18 protein-coding genes are annotated in these 24,075 nt (G+C 72.8%); 3 read left to right on the top strand and 15 right to left on the bottom strand.

Going from position 1 to position 24,075, the window contains the following annotated elements; genetic code table 11:
• Positions 1-133: 133 nt before the first annotated feature.
• The 5 genes from ACIPPS_RS30585 to ACIPPS_RS30565 form a co-directional block, all read right to left on the bottom strand.
• Positions 134-2,107, bottom strand: coding sequence for an ATP-dependent DNA helicase (locus ACIPPS_RS30585; protein ID WP_401438769.1), 1,974 nt, complete (start codon positions 2,105-2,107; stop codon positions 134-136).
• Between the two features lie 37 nt (positions 2,108-2,144).
• Positions 2,145-3,977 carry an IucA/IucC family protein gene (locus ACIPPS_RS30580; protein WP_401438766.1) on the bottom strand — a complete coding sequence of 611 codons (1,833 nt, stop codon included), beginning with the start codon at positions 3,975-3,977 and terminating at the stop codon, positions 2,145-2,147.
• A 61-nt stretch (positions 3,978-4,038) separates the two neighbouring features.
• The gene (locus ACIPPS_RS30575) at positions 4,039-4,755 is read right to left on the bottom strand and encodes a GNAT family N-acetyltransferase (RefSeq protein WP_401438763.1); all 717 of its coding nucleotides are present in this window, start codon (positions 4,753-4,755) and stop codon (positions 4,039-4,041) included.
• A 71-nt stretch (positions 4,756-4,826) separates the two neighbouring features.
• Positions 4,827-6,701: an IucA/IucC family protein gene (locus ACIPPS_RS30570; protein ID WP_401438761.1), complete on the bottom strand. Its 1,875-nt coding sequence runs from the start codon at positions 6,699-6,701 to the stop codon at positions 4,827-4,829.
• A 37-nt stretch (positions 6,702-6,738) separates the two neighbouring features.
• Positions 6,739-8,226, bottom strand: a complete 1,488-nt coding sequence (locus ACIPPS_RS30565; protein WP_401438758.1) for a diaminobutyrate--2-oxoglutarate transaminase family protein — start codon at positions 8,224-8,226, stop codon at positions 6,739-6,741.
• 321 nt (positions 8,227-8,547) lie between these two features.
• Here ACIPPS_RS30565 and ACIPPS_RS30560 point away from each other — a divergent pair, with 321 nt between their 5' ends.
• A complete protein-coding gene (locus tag ACIPPS_RS30560; RefSeq protein WP_401438755.1) occupies positions 8,548-9,723 on the top strand; it encodes a trypsin-like serine peptidase in 1,176 nt (391 codons plus the stop codon).
• Between the two features lie 190 nt (positions 9,724-9,913).
• On the top strand, positions 9,914-11,083 hold the full coding sequence (locus tag ACIPPS_RS30555; RefSeq protein ID WP_401438752.1) for a trypsin-like serine peptidase: 1,170 nt from the start codon (positions 9,914-9,916) through the stop codon (positions 11,081-11,083).
• Between the two features lie 182 nt (positions 11,084-11,265).
• Here the strand turns inward: ACIPPS_RS30555 and hflX are convergent, their stop codons facing one another.
• The 6 genes from hflX to miaA form a co-directional block, all read right to left on the bottom strand.
• The gene (hflX, locus tag ACIPPS_RS30550; protein WP_401438749.1) at positions 11,266-12,759 is read right to left on the bottom strand and encodes a GTPase HflX; all 1,494 of its coding nucleotides are present in this window, start codon (positions 12,757-12,759) and stop codon (positions 11,266-11,268) included.
• Positions 12,760-12,877: 118 nt separating this feature from the next.
• Positions 12,878-14,386 (bottom strand): M1 family metallopeptidase, encoded by a 1,509-nt coding sequence (locus ACIPPS_RS30545; protein ID WP_401438746.1) that lies wholly within the window; start codon positions 14,384-14,386, stop codon positions 12,878-12,880.
• Between the two features lie 259 nt (positions 14,387-14,645).
• On the bottom strand, positions 14,646-16,784 hold the full coding sequence (locus tag ACIPPS_RS30540; RefSeq protein WP_401438743.1) for a RelA/SpoT family protein: 2,139 nt from the start codon (positions 16,782-16,784) through the stop codon (positions 14,646-14,648).
• Between the two features lie 375 nt (positions 16,785-17,159).
• Positions 17,160-18,035, bottom strand: a complete 876-nt coding sequence (gene dapF / locus ACIPPS_RS30535; protein WP_401438740.1) for a diaminopimelate epimerase — start codon at positions 18,033-18,035, stop codon at positions 17,160-17,162.
• A 260-nt stretch (positions 18,036-18,295) separates the two neighbouring features.
• Positions 18,296-18,760: a hypothetical protein gene (locus ACIPPS_RS30530; RefSeq protein ID WP_401438970.1), complete on the bottom strand. Its 465-nt coding sequence runs from the start codon at positions 18,758-18,760 to the stop codon at positions 18,296-18,298.
• 107 nt (positions 18,761-18,867) lie between these two features.
• A complete protein-coding gene (gene miaA, locus ACIPPS_RS30525; RefSeq protein WP_401438737.1) occupies positions 18,868-19,806 on the bottom strand; it encodes a tRNA (adenosine(37)-N6)-dimethylallyltransferase MiaA in 939 nt (312 codons plus the stop codon).
• A 182-nt stretch (positions 19,807-19,988) separates the two neighbouring features.
• Here miaA and ACIPPS_RS30520 point away from each other — a divergent pair, with 182 nt between their 5' ends.
• Positions 19,989-20,294, top strand: a complete 306-nt coding sequence (locus ACIPPS_RS30520) for a hypothetical protein (protein WP_401438735.1) — start codon at positions 19,989-19,991, stop codon at positions 20,292-20,294.
• 341 nt (positions 20,295-20,635) lie between these two features.
• Here ACIPPS_RS30520 and ACIPPS_RS30515 read toward each other — a convergent pair whose 3' ends face one another.
• The 4 genes from ACIPPS_RS30515 to ACIPPS_RS30500 are packed head-to-tail and all read right to left on the bottom strand — an operon-like array spanning position 20,636 to position 23,966.
• Positions 20,636-21,343, bottom strand: a complete 708-nt coding sequence (locus ACIPPS_RS30515; protein WP_401438732.1) for a class III extradiol dioxygenase subunit B-like domain-containing protein — start codon at positions 21,341-21,343, stop codon at positions 20,636-20,638.
• 10 nt (positions 21,344-21,353) lie between these two features.
• Complete coding sequence (locus ACIPPS_RS30510) at positions 21,354-21,689, bottom strand: hypothetical protein (protein WP_401438730.1); 336 nt, start codon at positions 21,687-21,689, stop codon at positions 21,354-21,356.
• Positions 21,690-21,714: 25 nt separating this feature from the next.
• The gene (miaB, locus tag ACIPPS_RS30505) at positions 21,715-23,235 is read right to left on the bottom strand and encodes a tRNA (N6-isopentenyl adenosine(37)-C2)-methylthiotransferase MiaB (protein WP_401438727.1); all 1,521 of its coding nucleotides are present in this window, start codon (positions 23,233-23,235) and stop codon (positions 21,715-21,717) included.
• Complete coding sequence (locus ACIPPS_RS30500) at positions 23,232-23,966, bottom strand: hypothetical protein (RefSeq protein WP_401438725.1); 735 nt, start codon at positions 23,964-23,966, stop codon at positions 23,232-23,234. The genes miaB and ACIPPS_RS30500 overlap by 4 nt, the downstream gene beginning before the upstream one ends.
• Positions 23,967-24,075 lie beyond the last annotated feature (109 nt).

Raw genomic sequence — 24,075 nt, 5'->3', positions numbered from 1 at the left:
GGCCCCGGGACCCACTGCGCCGGTCCCGGGGCCCTGCTCTGTCGTCAGCCGAGGTCTCCCGAGTCCCGCTCACTCGGGTCCTGGCAGCCGGGTTCTGCCGTGCCACGGCAGAACCCGGTCCGCGTACCGACCCTCAGGCTTCCGCCGCCTTCGAAGCGGCGTCGATCGCCGCCAACGACTTCCGCACCTGGTTACGGTCCGTCGTGTACCAGAAGTCGGGCAGTGACGCCTTCAGATAGCTGCCGTACCGGGCCGTGGCCAGCCTCGGATCGAGTACGGCGACCACGCCCCGGTCTCCGGTGGCCCGTACGAGACGTCCGGCGCCCTGGGCCATCAGCAGGGCCGCGTGCGTGGCGGCGACGGCCATGAAGCCGTTCCCGCCCGCGTCCTCCACCGCCTTCTGGCGGGCGCTCATCAGCGGGTCGTCGGGGCGCGGGAAGGGGATCTTGTCCATGACGACCAGCTGGCAGCTGGCCCCCGGGACGTCCACGCCCTGCCAGAGCGAGAGCGTGCCGAAGAGGCACGTCTGCGGGTCGGCGGCGAAGTTCTTGATCAGTTCACCGAGCGTGTCCTCGCCCTGGAGGAGGATCGGGAACTCCGGGATCCGGGTGCGCAGCTCCTCGGCGGCGAGCTGGGCGGCGCGCATCGAGGAGAACAGACCGAGCGTCCGGCCGCCCGCCGCCTGCACCAGCTCCGTGAGCTCGTCCAGCATGTCCGTCCGGTCGCCGTCCCGCGCGGGGCGGGCCAGGTGCTTGGCGACGTAGAGGATCCCCTGCCTGGGGTAGTCGAAGGGGGAGCCGACGTCGACGCCCTTCCACTCCGGGATGTCCTCGCCCTGGGTGCCCTCCGGAGCGAGCCCCAGGGAGGCGCCGACCCCGTTGAAGTCGCCGCCCAGCTTCAGGGTGGCCGAGGTGAGGACCACGGAGCGGTCCGCGAAGAGCTTCTCGCGCAGCAGCCCCGACACGGAGAGCGGGGCGACCCTCAGGGAGGCGCCGAAACGGTCGTGGCGTTCGTACCAGACGACGTCCCACTCGGAGCCCTGGGTGATGCGCTCGGCGACGGAGTGGACGCTCTCCACGAAAGCGAGGGCCTGCTTGCGGACGGCGTCCTCGTCCCCGACGGACTTGTCCCGGGTGGTGCCGAGCGCGGAGATCACCGCGCGTGAAGCGTCCCGCAGCGCCATCAGCGCGTAGCCGAGGTCCTCGGGGACCTCTTCGAGACGGCCCGGGAGGGCCAGCTCCATCAGCCGCTCGAAGCCCTCCGCCGCCGTCTGGAGCTGGTCGGCGACCTTCTCGTCGACCAGCTTCGCCGCCCGGCGGACCGCGCGGTTGACCTGGCCGGGGGTGAGCTCGCCGGTGGCGACGCCGGTGACCCGGGAGACGAGCTCGTGGGCCTCGTCCACGATCAGCACCTCGTGCTGCGGCAGCACCGGCGCGCCCTCGATCGCGTCGATGGCGAGCAGGGCGTGGTTGGTGACGACGACGTCCGCCAGCTTGGCCCGCTCCCGGGCGGCCTCGGCGAAGCACTCGGCCCCGTACGCGCACTTGGTCGCGCCCAGGCACTCGCGGGAGGAGACCGAGACCTGGGCCCAGGCGCGGTCCGAGACACCGGGGGTCAGGGCGTCCCGGTCGCCCGTCTCCGTCTCGTCCGACCAGTCGCGGAGCCGCAGCAGGTCCTGCCCGAGCTTGCTGGTGGGGGCCGCCGCCTCGAAGGGGTCGAAGAGCCCCTCCTCCTCGTCCTGGGGCACGCCCTCGTGGAGGCGGTGGAGACAGAGGTAGTTCGACCGCCCCTTGAGCATCGCGAACTCCGGCCGGCGGCGCAGCTGCGGGTGCAGCGCCTCGACCGTGCGCGGAAGGTCGCGCTCGACCAGCTGGCGCTGGAGCGCCAGGGTGGCCGTGGCGACCACCACGCGCTCGCCGTGTGCCAGTGCCGGCACCAGATAGCCGAGGGACTTTCCGGTGCCGGTGCCGGCCTGGACCAGCAGGTGGGAGCTGTCGTCGATGGCCTCGGCAACGGCCTCGGCCATGGTGACCTGGCCGGGGCGCTCCGTCCCGCCGACGGCGGAGACGGCGGCGTGCAGGAGATCGGGGAGGGATGGCTTCGTCATAGCGCGTCCACCCTACGGCGCGGCACCGACAGTCGGATCACGCGAGCGGGTTCGGCACCGTTCCGTGGACGGCGGCGTGCGGCCGCTGGGGGCGGTCGCGGTAGCCGTCGAGGTGGAGACGGTTCCGGTTGAGACAGAGCCGCTCGATCCGCGGGACGAGGAGATCGAAGAGCTCGAACCGTTCCTTCAGCTCGGGGAAGCGCGTCTGGTGGCGGACGATCTCGGCCCGTACGAGGGCCCAGAAGTCTGCTTCCGGAACGCCGAGTTGGTCCTCGCAGAGCGGCGAGAGGTAGCGGAAGACGCCGACGAACAGCCCTGAATGGATGAACTGGGTGAGGAAGCCGGGCTCCTCGGTGAGCAGGACGGCCCGGACGTCGTCGGGCATGGGGTCGTGCTCGGGCAGCGGGTGGGCGCTGATGTTGACGTCGTCGACGAAGTCCTTGATCGCCAGGCGTACGGGAACGTCACTGTCGTCGAAGACGACGATGGCGTTCTCGCCGTGCGGGGAGAAGACCGTTCCGTACTGGTAGAGGAAGTGCAGCAGCGGGGGGAGCAGGGCGGCGAAGAGCCGCTGGAGCCAGGCGGTGGGGGCGAGCCCGGACCGCTCGACGAGCTCGGCGACGAAGGAGCGGCCGTGCGGATCCGTGTGCAGCAGGGAGGCCAGGGTCCGGGCGCGTTCGCCGGGCGGGAGCCTGAGGGGTTCGCGCCAGATCGCGCCGAGGAGTTCCTTGTACTGGTACGGGACCTCGGGCAGTCGGTCGTAGAGGGGGTGCTCGACGGTGACCGAGGCGACTTCGCCGAGCAGGACCACCCCGCACTCGTCGCGCAGGAAGGGGTCCGCGTCGCGGAGCCCGTGGACCCAGGCGGTGACGGCGGGGGCGGCGAGGGTCCGCTCCGTGGGGAGTCCGCGCCAGACGAGGGTGTTGAGCACGGACAGCGGCAGTTTCACGGTGTGGCGGTCGGGCCTGCTGGTGTTGAGGAAGGTGCGGATGGACTGCTGCGGCACCCGCAGGTCGCCGTCGGCGGGCAGCGCGACGATCGCGCCGGCCGCGACGGCGGGGGCGTAGAGCGGCAGGACGATCTCGTCCCACTGCCAGGGGTGGACGGGCAGGAGGAGGTACCGGTCGGGGTCGAGGCCGCGGGCCCGCAGCGTGGCGCGGTAGGTCGCGCGGACCTCGTCGTCGAGTTCGCGGTCGTAGAGCCGGTCCGGGGTGTCGAGGCCGGGGACTCCGCGGTAGGAGGCGAGGTCGGTGCTGACGGCGATCCAGGGGAGGCGCGCGGGGCGGCGGGCTTCGGGGGCCCAGTGGGCGGCGTCGGTGGCGGAGAACCCGATCCGGCCCTTGTTGAGGACGAGCCAGGGGTGGCCGGTCTGGTGACCTTCGAGTTCGGCGTATCCGAGGTCGGCGAGCCGGTCGGCGGTGAGCGCCGCCTGGTCGAGGCGGGCGTCGGCGGCGAGGGTGGTGGTGAGCTCGCGGATCAGGTGGCCGAGTGTGGCGCCGTCGAGGTTCAGGAGGCGGCGGGCGCGGACGAGGAAGTCGAGGGGGTCGGTCAGCGGCCGCCCGTCGAGCGCCAGCGAGTCGGGGGTGAGCCGCCAGCTCCCGTAGGAACCCCGGCGGGCGGTGAAGGTCAGGGACGAGCCGTCGTCGAGGCGGAGCGCGTAGGGGCGGGGGCCGGTGGGGCCCTGGTCCGTGGCTTCGGAGGCACTGTCGGCCGCGGACTCGTCGGTCGGGAGCGGCTCGATGATCTCTTCGTACGCGAACTCGGCGATGGTCTTGGTGAGCAGACGGGCGGCGGCCCGGTTCCAGGCCTCGGGGGTCAGCTCGGGCGGTGCGAGCAGTACGGAGTCGTGGGTGGCAGGGGACATCGGCACGGGGACTCCTCTGGGTGGGAACCACTGTGGGTCGAGCGTTCTGTGCAAGGCGGGGAGACGTTCACAGGACGTGACGGAGGGCGCGGTCGCGGACCATGAGGGCGGCTCGCTTGTCGGGCAGGTCGACTTCGCAGGAGAGGCGGAAGCCCGCGCTCAGGAAGGCTGCTACGGACGGCGTGTTGCGCAGATCGGGTTCGGCGAGGACGCGGGTGCACCGGGGACGGTGGTCGAGCGCGAGATCGGCGACGGCGCGGAGCAGCGCGGTGCCGACTCCCCGGCCTCGGTCGGTGACGCCGCCGAGGAGGAGGTGGAGGCCGGTGTCGTGCGGGCGGGCCGGGTAGTGCCGGGCGAGCGGGTCGAGGTCGGCGCGGTAGATCTCGAAGTAGCTCATGGGCGTGGAGTCGAGGAGCCCGAGACAGGGCACACTGCGGCCGTCGCCGTCGAGTTGGGCGCGGATGTGGGCGGCCGTGACGGACTCCGGCCCGGCGAGCTCCCAGAAGGCCGCGACGGCCGGGTCGTTCATCCACCGGGCGATGAGGGCGAGGTCGCGATCGAGCCGGACCGGTACGAGGTGGAACGAGCCGACGGCGGTGGCGACCGGTCCCCAGGAGGCGACCGCGTCGAGCAGGTCGCCGTCCGTGGCGGGCGGACCTTCGCCGGCCGTGGCGGGCGCAACTTCGCCGGCCGCGATCAGGGCGAGGAGTTCGTCCGGGAGGTGCAGGTCCAGGGTGTCGTCGCCGCCCGTGTCGGTGGCGGGGCGCGCGTCGGCGGGAGGCACGGTGGGGCTCTCCTCTCGGCGGTTCCGGTTCGGTCGGACGGTGGCCCGGTGCGGCACGGCCGGGCGGGGCCTCAGGAACGCAGGGGGTTGGTGATGGCGACGTACACGGACTGGGTGTCGACGGGGCCGACCAGTTCGTCGAGGCCGTGCAGACGGGTGAGGAGGTTGGCCTTGCAGCGCAGGGTGGCGGCCTCCAGGAGTCGGTGCGGCAGCGGCGAGCCGAGGCTGATGGCGGAGGTGAGGAACTGGCGGAACCCGGCGAGCAGGACCCGCTCGTCGGCGAGGTGCTGGGAGCCGAAGGCCCCGATGAGCCCGAGGACGTTGTTGATGCCGAGGTAGTACGCGAAGCGTTCGTCGGTGACCTGGTCGGAGACGAAGGTGTCGCTGGTGGCGCCGATGCCGGGGAGCCGGCTCTCCAGCTCGTCGCGCCGGGACTCGCGGAAGTAGTAGCCCTGGTTGTCGCGGTACCGCCCGCCGATCGGCCAGCCGTCCGGGTCGAGGAGCACCAGGGTGTTCTGCTGGTGGGCCTCCAGGGCCACTCCGGCGACGCCGTCGAGCCAGAGGACGGGGCGGACGACCTGGTCGAGGTAGCGCAGGAACCACTCCGCGGCGACGGCCGTGGTCGGGCGGCCGGTGCGGGCGGCGAGCCGGGTGACGAGGTCGGTGAGCCGGGAGCGCATCCGCGTGGTGCCGGGCCAGGGGCGGGGCGCGGTGAGGGCGGCGACGCAGACGGCGTCGTCGCCGGCGGCGAAGGGGTTGTGCCGGATCATGACGTCGAGGCCGGGGACGGGCGCGCCGTCCGGGGCGTCGACGGCGAGCCAGGCGGGGTCGCGGACGATGTCGAAGCCGGGGTGGGCGGCCTGCCACTGGTCGACGAGGCCCGTGCGCAGGAGGCGGTGGACCTCGACGCCGCGGTGCAGCTCCTTGCGGAGGTTCTCACGGCGGGAGTTGGTGATGCGGACGCCGAGCGAGAGCTTCAGCATCGTGCGCGCGCCGGGCCGGTGCACCGTGCGGACGGAGGAGGTCGGGTGCCAGGCGGCGCCGGACGGCCCGAGGTCGCGGAGCAGCCCGGTGTCGAGCAGGGCGGCGACGGCGGGCCGGTGGGTCAGTTCGCGGGCCTGCCAGGGGTGCAGGGGCAACGGGACGGTACCGGTGGGCAGGTGGAGGCCGTCGGCGAGACCGGTGGCGAGCTGGGCGGCGCTGACCGGGCGGCCCTGTTCGGTCCAGGCGGAGTCGGAGGCGAGCACCGAGCGGTCGACGGCCATCCAGTGGAGTGGGAAGGAGCCGTACAGCTCGGGTGAGTAGAGCCGGGCCTCGGCGTCGGAGAGGCCTTCGCGGCTCTTGGGGGTCGGGTGCAGCGGGTGGCCGAGGAGCAGGGACTGCTCGGCGGTGAGGAAGAGGTCCGCCTCCGGGCCGGGGCTCGGCCGGCGCCGCCGCTCGGTGATGAAGTCGGTGGTGCGCCGGGCCGAGTCGGCGACGCGGCCGACGAGTTCGGTGCCTTCGGGGCGGCCGGTCTCGCGGCTGATCAGGGCGGCGACGGTGACCGCGTCGACGAGGGGGGCGGTGGCGTGCAGGCCTTCGAGGGCGGGAGGGCCGAAGCGGTGCCATCCGGTGGCGGACCAGTAGATGACCGGGACGAGAAGGGCGGCGCCGCTGGCTTCGAGCGGGATGCGCAGGGTGGCCGAGCCCGGGGCGGGCAGGTTCTTCTCCCGTACCCAGCAACGCAGCAGGTTCTCGATGGTCGCCGCGTCGGCGGCGCGCTGCGGGTCGGGGTCGTCGAGATGGTCCTGCGGGGCGGCGGTGGCGCCCGCGACCGTCCGGGCGGGCGTGGGCCGGGTGTCGTACGGACCGGAGTGCTGGCGCGGGACGGTGGCCTGCTCGACGGCGAGGGGGCCGGGGGCGGCGCTGCCGGTGGCGGACGCTTCGGAGGCGGGGCTGGCGTTCACGGGGGTTCCTTGTGAGGGTTCCGGGGGCGGTCCGGGATCAGTGGGACGGTCCGGCGGGTCCGGTGGGTCCGACGGCGGCAGGTCCGGTGGCTCCGACGGCGTACCGCGGGCGCGCGTCGGGCGCGGCCGGTCGCGCCCGGTGGGCGCGCTCGGCGGCGGCCAGGGCGTCGGCGAAGCGGTCGAGGACGGCTTCGGCCTGCTCGTCGGTGAGGGTGAGCGGGGGCAGGAGCCGTACGACACCCGCGTGGCGGCCGCCGAGTTCGACGATGAGCCCTCGGTCCAGGCATTCCTGCTGGACGGCCACGGCCAGCGCCGTGTCGACCGGGGGGACGGAGGCGCCGGTGTCGGCGCTGTCCGGGTCCACCAGTTCGACGCCGATCATGAGGCCTCTGCCGCGCACGTCGCCGATGCAGGGGTGGACGGCGGCGAGGCCCTGGAGGCGGGCGAGCATCCGGGCGCCGAGCGTGGCCGCACGGTCGGCGAGCCGGTTCTCCCGTACGTACGCGAGGGTGGCGGCGCCGGCGGCCATGGCGAGTTGATTGCCGCGGAACGTGCCCGCGTGGGCCCCGGGCTCCCAGGCGTCGAGCTCCGCGCGGTAGACGACGACCGCGAGCGGCAGGGAGCCGCCGATGGCCTTGGAGAGGACCATGACGTCGGGGACGACACCGCTGTGCTCGACGGCCCAGAAGGCTCCGGTGCGGCCGACGCCCGTCTGGACCTCGTCGGCGATGAGCGGGATGGAGCGGGCGGCGGTGATCTCCCGCATGCGGCGCATCCACTCGTCGGGGGCGGGGATGACACCGCCTTCCCCCTGCACCGGTTCCAGGATCATCGCGGCCGGCCTCGGCACCCCGCTCTTGGGGTCGTCGAGGAGGTTCTCCGTCCAGCGCGCGGCCAGTTCGGCGCCGCGTGCGCCGCCGACGCCGAAGGGGCAGCGGTAGTCCTGCGGGTAGGGCAGCCGGGCGACCCGTACGTCCGTGGCGCCCCCGGAGGCGTCCAGGGCGCCGGCCGTCATGCCGTGGTAGGCGCCGGTGAAGCTGAGCAGCCCGTTGCGGCCGGTGGCCGTGCGGACGAGTTTCAGCGCGGCCTCGACGGCGTCCGTCCCGGCGGGCCCGCAGAACTGGATGCGCGCGTTCTCGGCGAGTCCGGCGGGCAGCGTCGCGAACAGCTCGGTGGTGAAGGCGTCCTTGACCGGGGTCGCGAGGTCGAGGACATGGAGGGGGGCTCCGGAGTCGAGGACCTTCTTGATGGCTTCGAGGACCACCGGGTGGTTGTGTCCGAGCGCCAGGGTCCCGGCGCCGGAGAGGCAGTCCAGATAACGCCGCCCGTCCGCGCCCTCGATGGTCAGGCCTCTGGCCCGGACGGGGACGATCGGCAGCGAGCGCGCGTAGGTGCGCGCGGCGGATTCGCGCAGCGACTGGCGCCGCAGGATGCCTTCGAGGGCGGCTCCCTCGGCGGCCCGGCGCTCCGCGTGAGGGGTCGGCGCGGCCGACGGTACGGCCGGAGCTGGTTCGGTCACGGCCACGGCTCGGTGTCCTCCCGCTGTAACAGTTGCGTTGCACATCGGTACGTTGCTGCCCGCCGCGAACGGCATGACTGAACGCTCCCTCTGCGTCCCCCGTACGTACCAACGACGGGAACTGCCAAGGATCACGGGAGAATCCCAAGAACCTTGATGCGACGGGGATCACGACCCGGCAACGTCCTGCCCAAGCCGGAACCGTGGACCTGTCGCGTACCGTCCCCTCCGGCACCGGCATAGTGGGGGCCGCACTTTCGGCGTCGGCGACGGCGCCACCACAGTTCACTCATGCACAAGTTGACGTAGTCCCAGGGGGATCACGAGATGCGATCGATTCGTCCGCTGCTGGCCGCGGCCGCAGCCGTCGCGGCCTTGACGCTGACGGCGACGGCCTGCGGTCCGAGCGAGGAGAACGCGGGCGACAAGCCCGCCGCGCCCACGAGTCCGTCCACCGCCGACAAGATCACGATTCCGGACGATCTGAAGGACCGGCTCAAGGAGCACGGGATCGACCTGGACAAGTGGAGGGACGGCGAGTGGAAGAACTGGGACCGCGACAAGTGGCTGCGTGAGGCCAAGGACTACGTCAACCCGATCATCGAGGACCTCTGGGACCCGGATCGGATGCGCGACGCCCAGCGACCCGACAAGCCGGTCGAGGAGGAGGACCTCCAGGGCGACAAGGGGGTCACCGACCCGACGCCCGTGCCGGTCCGCGCGAAGGGTGTGCCGGCGCCGTACCACTCCAACGCCCCCGAGGCGGGCAAGGTGTTCTTCGACGGGCCCGAGGGATCGATGGTCTGCTCGGCCACCGTCGTGCAGGACCCGGCCAACCCCGGCAAGTCCAACATGGTCTGGACGGCGGGCCATTGCGTGCACGCGGGCAAGAAGGGCGGCTGGTACCGCAACATCGCCTTCGTCCCCTCGTACAACGACAAGTCCCTGCCGACCGCGCAGTTGCAGAACGCGACACGTGAGCAGGTCGCGCCGTACGGCGTGTGGTGGGGCGACTGGGCGCAGACCTCCGAGCAGTGGATCTCGGAGGGTGCCGCGACCGGCGGCCAGGGCGCGCCGTACGACTTCGCCGTCATCCATGTGACCCCCGAGAAGGGTGGCACGAGCAAGTCGCTGGAGGAGACGGTCGGTTCGGCGCTGCCCGTCGAGTTCAACGCTCCGACGGCGGCGAAGATCGCGGACATGACGGCGATCGGCTACCCGGCGGGTCCGCCGTTCGACGGCCAGAAGATGTACCAGTGCCAGGACAAGCCGGGCCGTCTCTCGGTCAAGGCGGAGCAGCCGACGATGTACCGCATCGGCTGCACCATGACCGGTGGTTCGTCCGGTGGCGGCTGGGTCGCCGAGGGCCGGGACGGCCGGCCGGCGCTGGTGTCCAACACCTCGATCGGCCCGGTGACGGCCGGCTGGCTGGCCGGTCCGCGGCTGGGAACCGAGGCGAAGGGCGTCTACGACGAGGTCAGCAAGAAGTTCGCCGGCCGCTAGGGAGTGTCCGGTGAGGACGGCCGCCCGCCCGACGGCGCGCGGGCCGGCCTTCCGGACACGACCTGGGCCGCGACTGCCCGGGGCGGGACCCTGCGAGGTCCCGCCCCTTCCCACGACATCACCGCGTGTGGCGCGCGGACCGCTCACCGCGCGCCACCGCACCGCACTTCATCAGGGGGATCCCCACACCATGCGTTCCATACGACTGCTGTCGGCCACCGTCGGCCTGGTCTCGGCGCTCGCGCTGACGGCCACGGCCTGCGGTCCGACCGAGACTCCGGCGGCCGACAAGCCCGCCGCGGCGCCCAGCGCCGGCGCTTCCGCCACGGGCGGCGGCGCGGACACCGCCCTTCCCCAGGACCTCGCCGACAAGCTGAAGAAGCGCGGCGTCGACGTGGACAAGTGGAAGGAGGGCGAGTGGAGGAACTGGGACAAGGACACCTGGCTCCGTGAGGCCGAGGACTTCGTCAACCCCGTGATCGACGGCCTCTGGGACGCCGAGCGCATGCAGACCGCGAAGAGCCCGGACCAGACGATGACGACCGCGGCGGGCTCCGGGGGCAGCGACCCCGTGCCGCGTCCCGTCCAGGCGCAGCGGGAGAAGACCCCGTACCACCGCAACGCGGCGCCGGTCGGCAAGATCTTCTTCGACTCGCCCCAGGGCAGCATGGTCTGCTCCGGCACGGTCGTGAAGGACCCGCGCCGTCCCGGGAAGTCCAACATGGTGTGGACCGCCGGCCACTGCGTCCACGCCGGTCAGCGGGGCGGCTGGTACCGCAACATCACCTTCGTGCCGGCCTACAACGACCTCGGCAAGTCGCCGTCGGCGCTGCGCAACGCGAAGCCGCACGAGGTCGCGCCGTACGGTCAGTACTGGGCGGACTGGGCCGTGACCTCGGGCGACTGGATCAACCGCGGCGGTACGAACGCGGCCTGGCCGTACGACTACGCCGTGCTGCACGTGAAGCCGCAGCAGGGCAAGAAGTCCCTGGAGGAGACCGTCGGCGTCGCGCTGCCGATCGACTTCTCGGCCCCGGCCCACTCCCGGGCGGGCTACATGGGCGCCTGGGGCTACCCGGCGGCGGCGCCGTACAACGGTCTGATCATGCACAAGTGCGTCGACCGGCCGACCCGGCTGACCACAGCGCCCGCGACGCCCACCATGTACCGCATCGGCTGCACCATGACCGGTGGCTCCTCGGGCGGCGGCTGGATCCGGACCATGCCGAACGGCAAGCCGGCGCTGGTGTCGAACACCTCGATCGGCCCGGCCGGCGGGAACGGCTGGCTGGCGGGACCGCAGCTGGGCAAGGGCGCGAAGGACGCGCACGAGATGGTGAGCAAGAAGTTCGCCCGGTGATGACCGTGCGCCCGGTGATGACTGTGCGGACCTCCTGATCACCGTACGGACTCGCTGATCACCGACCGGATGTGAGACGCGGACAACGCGGAAGGCCCCGCCCCCGATGAAGGGGCGGGGCCTTCCGCTGTTCGCCGGTCGCCGGCCGCCCCGTGGGGCGGCCGGCGGATCGTACGGTCCGGTCAGTGCGCGGCCGGGACGAACGGCGTGAGGAACGCCGCGAGCTCTTCGTGCACGAGTGCCTTGAGCAGCGTGCCCTCCGGCGTGTGCTCCTCGGAGAGCAGCTCACCCTCGGCGTGCACCCGGGAGACGAGACCGCCTTCCGTGTACGGCACGAGGGCCTCGATCTCGACCTTCGGGCGCGGCAGCTCGGCGTCGATGAGCGCGAGCAGCTCCGCGATGCCCTCGCCCGTGCGGGCGGAGACCGCGATGGCGTGCCGCTCGGCGCGCATCAGTCGCTGGAGGACGAGCGGGTCGGCCGCGTCCGCCTTGTTGACGACCACGACCTCCGGCACGTTCACCGCGCCGACGTCGCGGAACACCTCGCGCACGGCGGCCAGCTGCTCCTCCGGTGCCGGGTGCGAGCCGTCCACCACGTGCAGGATGAGGTCGGAGTCGCCGACCTCCTCCATGGTGGAGCGGAACGCCTCGACCAGGTGGTGCGGCAGGTGCCGTACGAACCCGACGGTGTCGGCCAGGGTGTACACCCGGCCGCCCGGCGTCTCGGCCCGGCGGACGGTCGGGTCGAGGGTGGCGAACAGTGCGTTCTCCACCAGCACGCCCGCGCCGGTCAGCCGGTTGAGCAGGGAGGACTTGCCGGCGTTGGTGTATCCGGCGATGGCGACCGACGGCACCTTGTGACGGCGCCGCTCCTGCCGCTTGATGTCGCGGCCGGTCTTCATCTCCGCGATCTCCCGGCGCATCTTCGCCATCTTCTCGCGGATCCGACGCCGGTCGGTCTCGATCTTGGTCTCACCGGGACCACGGGTGGCCATGCCGCCACCGCCGCCGCCACCCATCTGACGGGAGAGCGACTGACCCCAGCCTCGCAGCCGCGGCAGCATGTACTGCATCTGCGCGAGTGCGACCTGCGCCTTGCCCTCTCTGGACTTGGCGTGCTGGGCGAAGATGTCGAGGATCAGGGCGGTCCGGTCGACCACCTTGACCTTGACGACGTCTTCGAGGGCGATGAGCTGGCCGGGGCTGAGCTCGCCGTCGCAGACGACGGTGTCGGCACCGGTCTCGAGCACGATGTCCCGCAGCTCGCGTGCCTTGCCCGAGCCGATGAACGTGGCCGGGTCCGGCTTGTCACGGCGCTGGATCACGCCGTCGAGCACCAGGGCTCCCGCCGTCTCGGCGAGGGCCGCGAGCTCCGCGAGGGAGTTCTCCGCGTCCTGAACGGTCCCCGAGGTCCATACGCCGACCAGCACGACGCGCTCCAGGCGCAGCTGCCGGTACTCGACCTCGGTGACGTCCTCGAGTTCGGTGGAGAGGCCCGCCACGCGCCGCAAAGCCGCGCGCTCGGAGCGGTCGAACTGATCGCCGTCCCGCTCTCCGTCGATCTCGTGGCTCCAGGCGACGTCCTCTTCCATCAGGGCATCGGCCCGAAGGCTCTCGGTGCGGCGCGAATCCGCGAAGCTCTGCTCGTCCTGGGAAGGGGATGAAGAGGAGGTCATTTGATCCTTACGTCGATGGAAAGTCGTTACGTCGATCACAACGCGTGACCGCGGGGAAAGATTCCCGGGCCGGCCGTGTCGTCGACCTGACGATGGTGACACGGGCGACCCGGGCGCGTCATCCCGGTTTCACCGCGCCCTTCACGGCCCCCCGCGGCGGGCCCGCGGGCCGGGAGCGCCAGTCCGGGTGCCCGGGCATCGGCGGGGTCTTCGCGGCGTGGAGCCAGCCGGCGAAGAAGGACGTGAGGTCACGGCCCGCGATCTCGGCGGCGAGGGCGGTGAAGTCGGCGGTGGAGGCCGTGCCGTCCCGGTGCTCGCTCACCCACCGGCGCTGCAGCTGCTGGAAGGCCTCCTTGCCGATCTCCTTCCGCAGCGCGTAGAGGACCAGGGCGCTGCCGTCGTAGACGACGGGCCGGAAGAGGCTGATCTTCTGGCCGGGCGTGGGCGGCTCGGGAGCGGCGGGCGGCCCGCCGTCCGCGCGCCAGGCGTCGGAGGCGGCGTACGCGGCCTTCATCCGGCGCTCCAGGGACTGCCCGGCGGTCTCCTCCGCGTACAGGGCCTCGTACCAGCTCGCGTGTCCCTCGTTGAGCCACAGGTCGGACCAGGTACGGGGAGAGACGCTGTTGCCGAACCAGTGGTGCGCGAGCTCGTGGACCATGACCGAGTCGACGTACCACTCGGGGAAGCCGGGCTCGGTGAACAGTCTTCTCTCGAAGAGAGAGAGGGTCTGCGTCTCCAGCTCGAAGCCGGTTTCGACGTCGGCGATCAGCAGCCCGTAGGTCTCGAAGGGGTACGGGCCGACCTGGCGCTCCATCCACTCCACGTGGGCAGGGGTGCGCTTGAGCCAGGGCTCCAGGAGGTCACGGTCGGCGGTGCGGACCACGTCCCGCAGCGGCAGGTCGTGCGGCCCGGTCCGGTGGACGACGGTGGTACGGCCGATGGAGACCTGGGCCAGCTCGGTGGCCATGGGGTGGGTCGTGCGGTAGGTCCAGGTGGTGGTGGAGCCTTCGGTGGTGCGGCCCGCGGGGAGGCCGTTGGCCACGGCCGTCAGCGAGCTGGGCGCGGTGATCCGGAAGGTGAAGTACGCCTTGTCGGCGGGGTGGTCGTTGGAGGGGAAGACCCGGTGGGCGGCGTCGGCCTGGTTGGCCAGGGCGAGACCGTCGCCGGTGCGGACCCAGCCGCCCGCGTCGGCGGGGCCGCGGGGGTCGCTGGTGTGGGTGACCGCGATGGACAGCGCGTCGCCGCGCTCGGTCGCCCCGGCGGGCGTGATCACCAGGTCCTCGCCGCTGGTCTCGAAGGCCGCCGGCTCTCCGTCGACGGTGACGGAGGAGACCGTCCCGTGCGTGAAGTCCAGGTTGATCCGCTCCAGGTCCGCGGTGACCAGCGCCTCGATGCGGGTCACGGCGGCGAGCGGTTCGGTGTTGCGGCCCGGGTAGGTGAGGTCGATGTCGTACGAGACGACGTCGTAGCCGGGGTTGCCGAGGTGCGGGAAGAGGGGGTCTCCGATGCCCAGCGGCGCGGGCGCGGGAAGGGCTGCGGCGACGAGACCGGCCGACGCGGCGACCAGGACGGCGGAGCGCAGCCACCGCGCGCGTGGGGAGGGGTTCCGGGGTGGTGTGAGCGGCATGCGCTACGGCTACCAGTGCCGCGGTCACTCCCCCGAGCGGCGCGCGCACCGGCCACCCGAAGGGGTCACGCAGGTGCTGACGCGGCTCGGTCCCGTAGGCGGGTGGGCGGGGCGGGCGTCTGACGGCGGGCAGGGCGGCGGGGCGGGCGTGCGTCTGACGGCGGGCAGGGAGAGCGGGTCGGACGGGCGGAACGTCCGCGACGCCGGACGAGGTGTACGGGGCGGGCGGGCGCGCGGGGCTTGCGGGGGGGCTGGGGCGTCAGCCTTCCGGGGTGGCGGGGTGCTGGGCGCGGCCGACGTCGTACACCCCGGCCACGTCGCGCATGGCGCGCATGAGGGCGGGCAGTCCGGTCGCGTCCGGGAGTTGCAGGGTGTACGTGTGACGGACCCGCTGCTCGTTCGGGGGCTCGACGGTCGCCGAGACGACGGCGACGCCGGCGGCGGCGATGGCCTCGGTGAGGTCGGCGAGGAGGCGGGGCCTGCCGAAGGCCTCGGCGACGAGCGTGACGCGGCACTCGGCGGTCTCGCCCCAGTGGACCGTGACAGGCGCACGCCCGAGGCTCCGCATCGTCTCGACGGACGCGCAACCGCTGCGGTGGACGGTGACGGCGCCGCCCCGCACCTGGAAGCCGGTGATCTCGTCGGGGGGTACGGGTGTGCAGCAGCCGGCCGGGCGTACGGCCGTGGCGCGGGCGCCGGGCAGGTCGGCGTGGAGCTTGGTTCCCGAGCGCCGGTCGGCCAGGACGGAGACGGGGGGCCTGGGGTCGGCCTCCGGCGCCCCCGCGGTCTCCGGGTGCGCCTCGAGCCAGGCGGTGATCGCGATCCGCGCGGCGGGCGTACGGGCGTGCTCCAGCCACTCGGGGGACGGGCCGGAGGTGGTGTCCTGGGCGAGGAGCAGTTGGACGGTGTCGCCGTCGTTCAGGACCGTACTGAGCGTCGCCAGACGGCCGTTGACGCGGGCGCCGAGACATCTGTGGGCCGCGGCGCCGTGCTGGGCGTAGGCGGCGTCCACGCAGCTCGCCCCGGCGGGCAGGCTGAGCTGGCCGGGGGCCCCGCCGTCGGCGCGGAAGACGGTGATCTCCTGGTCCTCGGCGAGGTCGGCGCGCAGCGAGGTCCAGAAGGTGTCGGGGTCGGGGGTCGACTGCTGCCAGTCGAGGAGCCGGGAGAGCCAGCCGGGCCGGGTGGGGTCGGCGCGCTCGCCCTCCTCGAGGGTGTCGACGCCGTCGCCGCTCGCAGGCGGCGTGTAGGGATTGCCCAGCGCGACGACGCCAGCCTCGGCGACCTTGTGCATCTGGTGCGTACGGATGAGGACTTCGGCGACGGCGCCGTCGGGGGCGGCGACGGCGGTGTGCAGCGACTGGTACAGATTGAACTTGGGCGCCGCGATGAAGTCCTTGAACTCGGAGATCACCGGGGTGAAACAGGTGTGGAGTTCACCCAGGACGGCGTAACAGTCGGCGTCCTCGGCGACCAGGACGAGGAGCCGTCCGAAGTCGCTGCCGCGCAGGTCGCCGCGTTTGAGGTGGACGCGGTGGACGGAGACGAAGTGCCGCGGCCGGACGAGGACCTCGGCGGCGATACCGGCCTCGCGCAGGACGGCGGAGACGCTCTCGGCGATGGCGGCCAGCGCGTCGCCCGCGCCGGTGTTGTCGGCGATGAGGGCGCGGGTCCGCTCGTACTCCTCGGGGTGGAGGATCGCGAAGACGAGGTCTTCCAGCTCGGTCTTGAGGGCCTGGACGCCGAGCCGTTCGGCCAGCGGGATCAGGACGTCCCGGGTGACCTTGGCGATCCGGACCTGTTTCTCCAGCCGCATCACGCCGAGGGTGCGCATGTTGTGGAGCCGGTCGGCGAGTTTGATCGACATGACGCGCACGTCGTCGCCGGTGGCGACGAGCATCTTGCGGAAGGTCTCGGGTTCGGCGGCGGCGCCGTAGTCGACCTTCTCCAGCTTGGTCACGCCGTCGACCAGGTAGGCGACCTCCGCGCCGAACTCCCGCCGTACCTGATCGAGCGTCACCTCGGTGTCCTCGACGGTGTCGTGGAGGAGGGCGGCGGTCAACGTCGTGGTCTCGGCGCCGAGTTCGGCGAGGATGAGGGTGACCGCGAGGGGGTGGGTGATGTACGGCTCACCGCTCTTGCGGAACTGCCCCCGGTGCGAGGACTCGGCCAGCACGTACGCGCGGCGCAGCACGGCCAGGTCGGCGTCGGGGTGGTGCGCGCGGTGGGCCTCCGCGACGTGCCCGATGGCGTCCGGCAGCCTGCCTCTGGTGGTGGGACCGAGCAGTGCGGCACGGCCCAGCCTGCGGAGGTCGATCCTCGGACGGGCGCGCCTGCGGCTGGGAGCGTCGGGGCCGGTGGCCTCCGCTGCGCTCAGGGGGTTGGTGGCCTCTGCACTCATGGGGCACCTCCGGCGGCGTCGACCGGCGGTGGACGGGCAAGGCGTGCCCGCGGGGCCGGTGCTTGATGCTACCGACCCCACCACGCGGCGCAGTCCCGCTCTCGCCCAGCGTGAAGCGGATCACCCATTCGAGCGAACGGTCAGTCGTTGACAGTTTCGATTGTGTCCGTCACGCGCTTTCGGTGCTCACCACTGCGTTCGTCCGGCCTTGTCGACGCGGGTGGTCGACGCGGGTGGTCGACGCGGGTGGTCGACGCGGGTCGTCGACGCGGGTCGTCGACACGGGTCGTCGACACGGGGCCGGGCGGCAGGCCGTCGGGGCAGCAGGCGGTCGGGCAGAAGGCGGTCCGGCAGCAGGCCGCTCGGCAGGCGGGCTCAGGCGTCCGCGAGCCAGGACGGGTCGATCGTGCCCTCCGCGACGATGACGGCCGGGCCGGTCATGTCGAGCTCTCCGTCGGGGTGCTCGGTGATCGTCAGCGTGCCGCCGAGGACGTCCACGGTGTACGTGACGGGCGTCCCGCTCTCGGCGGGGTCGACGCCGTCCCGGCGGGCGGTGGCGACGGCGACGGCGCACGCGCCCGTACCGCAGGAGCGGGTCTCGGAGGCGCCGCGCTCGTGCACGCGCATGGCCACGTGCCGGGGGCCGCGGTCGGCGACGAACTCGATGTTCACGCCGTCCGGGAAGACCTCGGAGGGAGCGTACGGGGGCTCGGTGAACAGCGTGCCCGCGTGGTCGAGGGACTCGACGAAGGCGACCGCGTGCGGGTTGCCCATGTTCACGTTGCGGGCGGGCCAGCTGCGGCCGTCGACGCTGACCGTGACACCGTCCTCGGGGAGCCGGGCGCGGCCCATGGAGACGGTGACGGAGCCGTCCTTGTCCAGGTGGACCCGCTTGACGCCGCCTCGGGTGGCGACGGCGACCTGGCCGGCCGTGATGTGCCCGGCGTGCTCCAGATAGCGGGCGAAGACGCGGACGCCGTTGCCGCACATCTCGGCGACCGAGCCGTCGGCGTTGCGGTAGTCCATGAACCACTCGGCCTCGCCGGCCATCGCGCGGGCCTCGGGGTGGGCCTCGCTGCGCACCACGTGCAGCACGCCGTCGCCACCGATACCGGCCCGGCGGTCGCACAGGCGCGCGACGACGGCCGCGGGCAGCTCGACGGCGTTGTCGGGGTCGGGGACGATCACGAAGTCGTTCTCGGTCCCGTGGCCCTTGAGGAATGCGAGTGGCGAGGTCTGCGTGGTGGTCACGGATCAACTGTACGGGCCGGGTCCGACAGCCGCTCGAAGGCCCACCCCTCGGGCGGGGCGATCCAGCCCCCGGGCGGCCACGCAGGTCGGCGGGACTCAGCCCGGACGGACAGGGGGGCAGCGCGGACCGGCAGGGCTCAGCCCAGGCGGACAGGGGATCAGCGCAGGCGGGCAGACGGTCAGCCCAGGCGGGCAGGGGTCAGCGCAGGCGGGCAGACGGTCAGCGCGGGCCGGTAAAGCTCAGCGCGGGCCGGTAAAGCTCAGCGCAGGCGGGCCACACGCCAGACCGCCAGGGCGACCAGCAGCGCGCTGAAGAACACGTACAGGGCTATCACGCGCCAGTCCGGCCGCTCGCCGGAGCCGCGGGCCGGGAGGCCCGGCCAGGCGGAGCCGACCCTGCGGGCCGCCATCATGCCCCAGCCTGCGGCGCAGGAGCTGATCAGCAGGCCGAGCATGGCGACGACGGCACCACCGTCGCCGGAGCCGAAAGCGAGGGGGAAGGCGAACATCAGCGACCCGACGGCGGCGAGGCCCACGATGGGCGCGAGCTGCCAGATCCGCAGCCTGCGCTGCGGCCGCAGCTCGACCTCCACCTCGTCGGCGTCGACCTCGACGGACGAGCCTTCGGCGTCGTCGGGTCCGTCCGGGCTCAAGCCTGGCGCGTCCCCCGGGGCTTCGCCCGGGACCGCGTCCTGCTGCTCTGTGTCACGAGGGCCGGCCTCCATCGCCACGCGCCCTCCCACTCGGACTCCACTTGGTCGATCGATGCTCGATGATGGCACGCCACAGACCCCCGGAATGACGGCCGTGGCGTCCCGATGCCATCACGTGATCAGGCTGTGACCGCTCGTTCGACCAACGTCAGCGCCTGTCGCGGGAGTTCCCCGCGGTCCTCCGCCGCACCGCTCATCCAGTGGACCCGTGGGTCGCGCCGGAACCACGAGTCCTGACGGCGCGCGAAGCGCTTGGTGGCGCGTACGGTCTCGGCCCGCGCGTCGTCCTCGGTGCACTCCCCCGCGAGCGCCGTGAGCACCTGCTGGTAGCCGAGCGCGCGGGCGGCCGTGCGCCCCTCCCGCAGTCCCCGCGCCTCCAGGGTGCGCACCTCGTCGACGAGTCCGGCCTCCCACATCCGGTCCACGCGCGCGGTGATCCGTTCGTCGAGCTCGGGGCGCGCCACGTCGACGCCGATCTGCACGGTGTCGTAGACCGGGTCCGGCCCGGGCAGGTTGGCGGTGAACGGCTTGCCGGTGATCTCGATCACCTCCAGGGCGCGGACGATGCGCCGGCCGTTGCTGGGCAGGATCGCGCGCCCGGCGGCCGGGTCCGCCGCCGCGAGGCGGGCGTGCAGCACTCCGGAGCCGCGCTCCTCCAGCTCGGCCTCCAGACGGGCCCGTACCTCCGGGTCCGTGCCCGGGAACTCGAGGGAGTCGATGGCGCCCCGTACGTAGAGGCCGGAGCCGCCGACCAGGACCGGGGTGCGCCCCTCGGCCAGCAGCCGGTCGATCTCGGCGCGGGCGAGGCGCTGGTACTCGGCGACGCTGGCGGCCTCCGTCACGTCCCAGATGTCGAGGAGGTGGTGCGGGATGCCGCCGCGCTCATCGAGCGTCAGCTTGGCGGTACCGATGTCCATCCCTCGGTAGAGCTGCATCGAGTCTGCGTTGACGACCTCGCCGCCCAGTTGCTGGGCGAGGAACACGCCCAGATCGGACTTTCCGGCCGCTGTGGGACCGACGACGGCGATGACCCGCGGGGCGGGAGCTGCACTTCTCACCGTCACAGTCTCGCAAACCTCCCAGCAGGTCCCCGAATGAGCGACGTGACGGTCCGCCACCGGGTTCGTTGCCAGTTGCGAGGTTCCGACCGCCGGTTTCCGTACCGGCCGCGCCGGGTGGCGCAACAGGGCGCTCCGGGCGCCGCGGGGCTTTTCCCACACGAGTACGCTATGGAGTTGAAATGGGCGTTTTTGCAATGTTTCGGCGGAAGGGCAAGGAAGCTGCCGAGGCGTCGACGGAGGAGGCCCAGGCTGTCGCCGTGACGGACGCGTCGGAGGAGACGGAGGCCGGCACGCCGAGCGGAGAGGCCACCGAGACCGAGACCGCGGACCGCCCCGCGAGCGGCTCGTCGCCGGAGCCGGCCGAGGGGGCTGAGGCGGACGAGGAGGCCCCCGTGGCGGAGGCGGTCGAGGTCGTGGAGATCCCGAAGCAGCAGTCGGCGGACGAGGCCGCGGACAACGAGGCCGGCGAGAGCGCCCGCAAGTAACGGGGCCCTGGCGACAGGACAGGCCACGCGGCTCCACCGGAGGACGGTGGCCCATGGGACCGCTGGACTCACTCAAGGCCATCAGGGGCACGTACAGCGCCAGGATCGATCGGGCATCGGCAGGGCCGCGAACGCCCTCGACCGGGTCGCCGACAGGGACGACGCCGGCACGAAGGCCCCCGGCGAGGGTGGGCCGACGCCGCCACCGGCAATCTGACGTTCGGCGCGCCCGAGGGTTCCTCCCGCACGGCGGACGGCCGCGGGGCATCGCGCTCCGCGGCCGTCCGCCGTCGGTCGTTCGTGGGGCGGCGCGGTGCCGGTACGCCCGTACCGTGGTGCTGTTACGACCAGGCCGCCACGAAGTAGCCGACGCCGTACGGGGCGTCCTCGTAGAGCAGCCTGCCGTCGAGGCCCGCGCCCTGGGCCGCGCCCGCGAGGACCTGCCACGGGGCCCAGCCCGCCGCCTTCAGCTCGTACGCGAGGTTCTCGTCGAGCGCGAGCAGGGCGTCCAGGTCCGCCGCGCCGAGCGCGCGTGCGGCCTCCGCGTCGAAGGCGGCGGCCCGCTCGTCCAGGTAGCCGGGGGCCTTGAGCGTGCGGCAGGCGCTGCCGTCACCCATCACGAGGAGCGCCACGCGGTCGGCCGTGGCGGCCAGCTCACGGCCCGTGGAGACGCAGCGAACGGCGTCCAGCGGCCGGCCGACCCCGAGGCCTTCCACGGGCGCGTCGGCCCAGTCGGCGCGCTGGAGCAGCCAGGCGGCGACGGCGAGAGAGGCGGGCAGCGGTCGCTCCCCTGCCGGCCCTGCACCGAGCCGTACGGAGAGATCGACGCCGAACCCCGCGAAGCCGCCGGTCGAACCGCCGGGGAACGTACCGCGCTCTCCCTCGTCGGCGGGGCCGACGACGTAGAGCCGGTCGGGCCGGGACGCGGCGAGGAGCCCGACGGCGTCGACGCAGGCCGTCCGGGCTTGATCGAGTTCACCGGCGGCGCCCGCCGCCACGTCGGGCACGAGCAGGGGCGGACAGGGACAGACGGCTGCGGCGACAAGCATGATCCGCAGCCTACTGCGGCGATCTCCCCTCCACGGGCGGCACGGCGTCCTGCGGCTCGGCCGCCGCCGTCTCGTCCACGTCGGCCGAGTCGTGGACCAGTTCGGCGATGCTCAGGACCGTCTGTCTCTCGGACACCATGCCTCTGACGATCACCACGCAGCTGTCGCCGCTGGGGAACCGGTACACCTGACGTGCCTTCTCGCGCCACGGCTCGCCGTACGTGAGGGAGGCGGCGCGCATCGCCTCCTGCGCGTCCTCCCGTGTGCCGCTGACTCTCCGGATCACTTCGGAGACGTACGTGTCACCGCTGCCACCGCGCTGGGCGACGACGATCCACTTCCCCACCCCAACCCCCCACGTTCGTCGTGTGTCAGTGGCTGCCGCAGGCCGGGGCCGAGGCCGCGGGCAGCGGCTCCGGGACGCCGATCTTGGGCAGTCCGAGCAGGACCCCGGCCGGCTTCTCGGCGGCCGCGGCGGTGCGCTTCTCCCAGGCGTCGCCGGCGCGTGTGCGGCGTACCGCCGTCGTCGGGCCCTCGGCGAGCAGGTGGTGCGGGGCGGCGTAGGTGATCTCGACGGTCACCACGTCGCCCGGGCGGACCTCCTGGTCCGGCTTGGTGAAGTGGACGAGCCGGTTGTCGGGGGCGCGGCCGGAGAGGCGGTGGGTGGAACCGTCCTTGCGGCCCTCGCCCTCGGCGACCATGACCTCCAGCGTCCGGCCGACCTGCTTCTTGTTCTCCTCCCAGGAAATCTCCTCCTGGAGGGCGACGAGACGCTCGTAGCGCGCCTGCACGACCTCCTTGGGGATCTGCCCGTCCATCTCGGCCGCGGGGGTCCCGGGCCGCTTGGAGTACTGGAAGGTGAAGGCGTTGGCGAAGCGGGCCTCGCGCACCGTGTGCATGGTCTGCTCGAAGTCCTCCTCGGTCTCGCCGGGGAAGCCCACGATGATGTCGGTGGAGATGGCGGCGTGCGGGATGGCCGCGCGCACCTTCTCGATGATGCCGAGGAAACGCTCCTGCCGGTAGGAGCGGCGCATGGCCCTGAGGACCGTGTCCGAGCCGGACTGCAGCGGCATGTGCAGCTGCGGCATCACGTTCGGGGTCTCGGCCATCGCGGCGATGACGTCGTCCGTGAAGTCGCGGGGATGCGGCGAGGTGAAGCGGACCCGCTCCAGGCCCTCGATCTCACCGCAGGCGCGCAGCAGCTTGGAGAAGGCCTCGCGGTCGCCCAGGTCGGAGCCGTACGCGTTGACGTTCTGGCCGAGGAGGGTGATCTCCGAGACGCCCTCGGCCACCAGGGCCTCGATCTCGGCGAGGATGTCGCCGGGCCGGCGGTCCTCCTCCTTGCCGCGCAGGGCGGGGACGATGCAGAAGGTGCAGGTGTTGTTGCAGCCGACGGAGATCGAGACCCAGGCGGCGTACGCGGACTCGCGGCGGGTCGGCAGCGTGGAGGGGAAGGCCTCCAGCGACTCCGCGATCTCGATCTGAGCCTCTTCCTGGACGCGGGCGCGCTCCAGGAGGACCGGCAGCTTGCCGATGTTGTGCGTGCCGAAGACCACGTCGACCCAGGGGGCCTTCTTGACGATGGTGTCGCGGTCCTTCTGGGCGAGGCAGCCGCCGACGGCGATCTGCATGCCCGGGCGCGTCGTCTTCCTGGGGGCGAGCCGGCCGAGGTTGCCGTAGAGCTTGTTGTCGGCGTTCTCGCGGACCGCGCAGGTGTTGAAGACGACGACGTCGGCGTCACCGTCGGAGCCCTCGGGTGCGCGGACGTAACCGGCGTCTTCCAGCAGACCGGAGAGCCGCTCGGAGTCGTGGACGTTCATCTGGCACCCGTAGGTGCGCACTTCGTAGGTTCGCTGGACGTCCACTGCCTGGCTCCGGTCGCTGCTGGTCATGGAACAAGGGTATGCGGTGCCGGGGATTGCCCGGTCCCGAGCCGCCGGGGTGAGGGCGCGGGGGCGCTGCCGACGGCTTCGAGGGCCGCGCGGAGCTGTGCGGCGAGGGTGCCCGCGTCGGGGCGCAGCGACCCGTCGAAGGCGGCGGAGCCGATGGTGAGGGCGTCGGCTCCGGCGGCCGCCACCGCCGCTATCCGGGCGGTCGTGGTGATGCTTCCGGCCACGACCAGATGCCCTCTGGTGGCCGCCCGGGCGGCGCGGACGAGGTCGAGCGGGTCGGCGTCGGTGGCCCGGTAGGCGAGGAGGTCGACGCCCGCGCAGCCCGCGGTCTCCGCCCGGCGGCAGTCGTCGGCTATCCGGTCGGGTCCGCCGGCGAGACGGGTGGGGTGACCCCGTGGTTCACCCACGAAGGGGAGGTACTCGACGGAGGTTCCTGCGACGAGGGCCAGGGTGTCGTCGATCCAGGTGCCGCCCATGAGCCGGTCGACGCCGAGGTCGATCGCGCGCCGGACGGAGGTGAGCGCCTCGTCCCGGGTGGTGCTCACCACTTCGAGGTAGCTGGTGGCGCCCATGTCCTTGATCTCCCGATGGAGCCGGGCGAGAGTGGCGGGCTCGACTCCGACGTCCTTGAAGCCGAGGTGGGCGACGCCGAGGCCCCGGACGGTGTCGAGGACGTCGAGGCAGTCCGTGACGGTTCTGTCGTCACGGGTGAGCATGAAGATGAAGTCCACGGGGGTCCTCCGGGTGGTGGGGTAGGCACGGGAGTCTGCGCGGTGGGCGAGGCGGCCGTGGCGGCCGTGGCGGCCTAGGGTCCCGGCGCGGGGGCCTGGGGCGTGAGCG

Origin of the sequence: Streptomyces sp. NPDC090127, assembly GCF_044746945.1 — a bacterium.
Lineage (GTDB): Bacteria > Actinomycetota > Actinomycetes > Streptomycetales > Streptomycetaceae > Streptomyces.
Note: the sequence above shows the minus strand (reverse complement) of the source record. Positions and strands in the feature narration are given on the sequence as shown.

Bases quoted from the DNA above. Each gene is read 5' to 3' on its own strand.
- ACIPPS_RS30585 (WP_401438769.1), bottom strand. From the start codon at position 2,107: ATGACGAAGCCATCCCTCCCCGATCTCCTGCACGCCGCCGTCTCCGCC.
- ACIPPS_RS30560 (WP_401438755.1), top strand. From the start codon at position 8,548: ATGCGATCGATTCGTCCGCTGCTGGCCGCGGCCGCAGCCGTCGCGGCC.
- ACIPPS_RS30555 (WP_401438752.1), top strand. From the start codon at position 9,914: ATGCGTTCCATACGACTGCTGTCGGCCACCGTCGGCCTGGTCTCGGCG.
- hflX (WP_401438749.1), bottom strand. From the start codon at position 12,759: ATGACCTCCTCTTCATCCCCTTCCCAGGACGAGCAGAGCTTCGCGGAT.
- ACIPPS_RS30545 (WP_401438746.1), bottom strand. From the start codon at position 14,386: ATGCCGCTCACACCACCCCGGAACCCCTCCCCACGCGCGCGGTGGCTG.
- ACIPPS_RS30540 (WP_401438743.1), bottom strand. From the start codon at position 16,784: ATGAGTGCAGAGGCCACCAACCCCCTGAGCGCAGCGGAGGCCACCGGC.
- ACIPPS_RS30530 (WP_401438970.1), bottom strand. From the start codon at position 18,760: ATGGAGGCCGGCCCTCGTGACACAGAGCAGCAGGACGCGGTCCCGGGC.
- ACIPPS_RS30520 (WP_401438735.1), top strand. From the start codon at position 19,989: ATGGGCGTTTTTGCAATGTTTCGGCGGAAGGGCAAGGAAGCTGCCGAG.
- ACIPPS_RS30515 (WP_401438732.1), bottom strand. From the start codon at position 21,343: ATGCTTGTCGCCGCAGCCGTCTGTCCCTGTCCGCCCCTGCTCGTGCCC.
- miaB (WP_401438727.1), bottom strand. From the start codon at position 23,235: ATGACCAGCAGCGACCGGAGCCAGGCAGTGGACGTCCAGCGAACCTAC.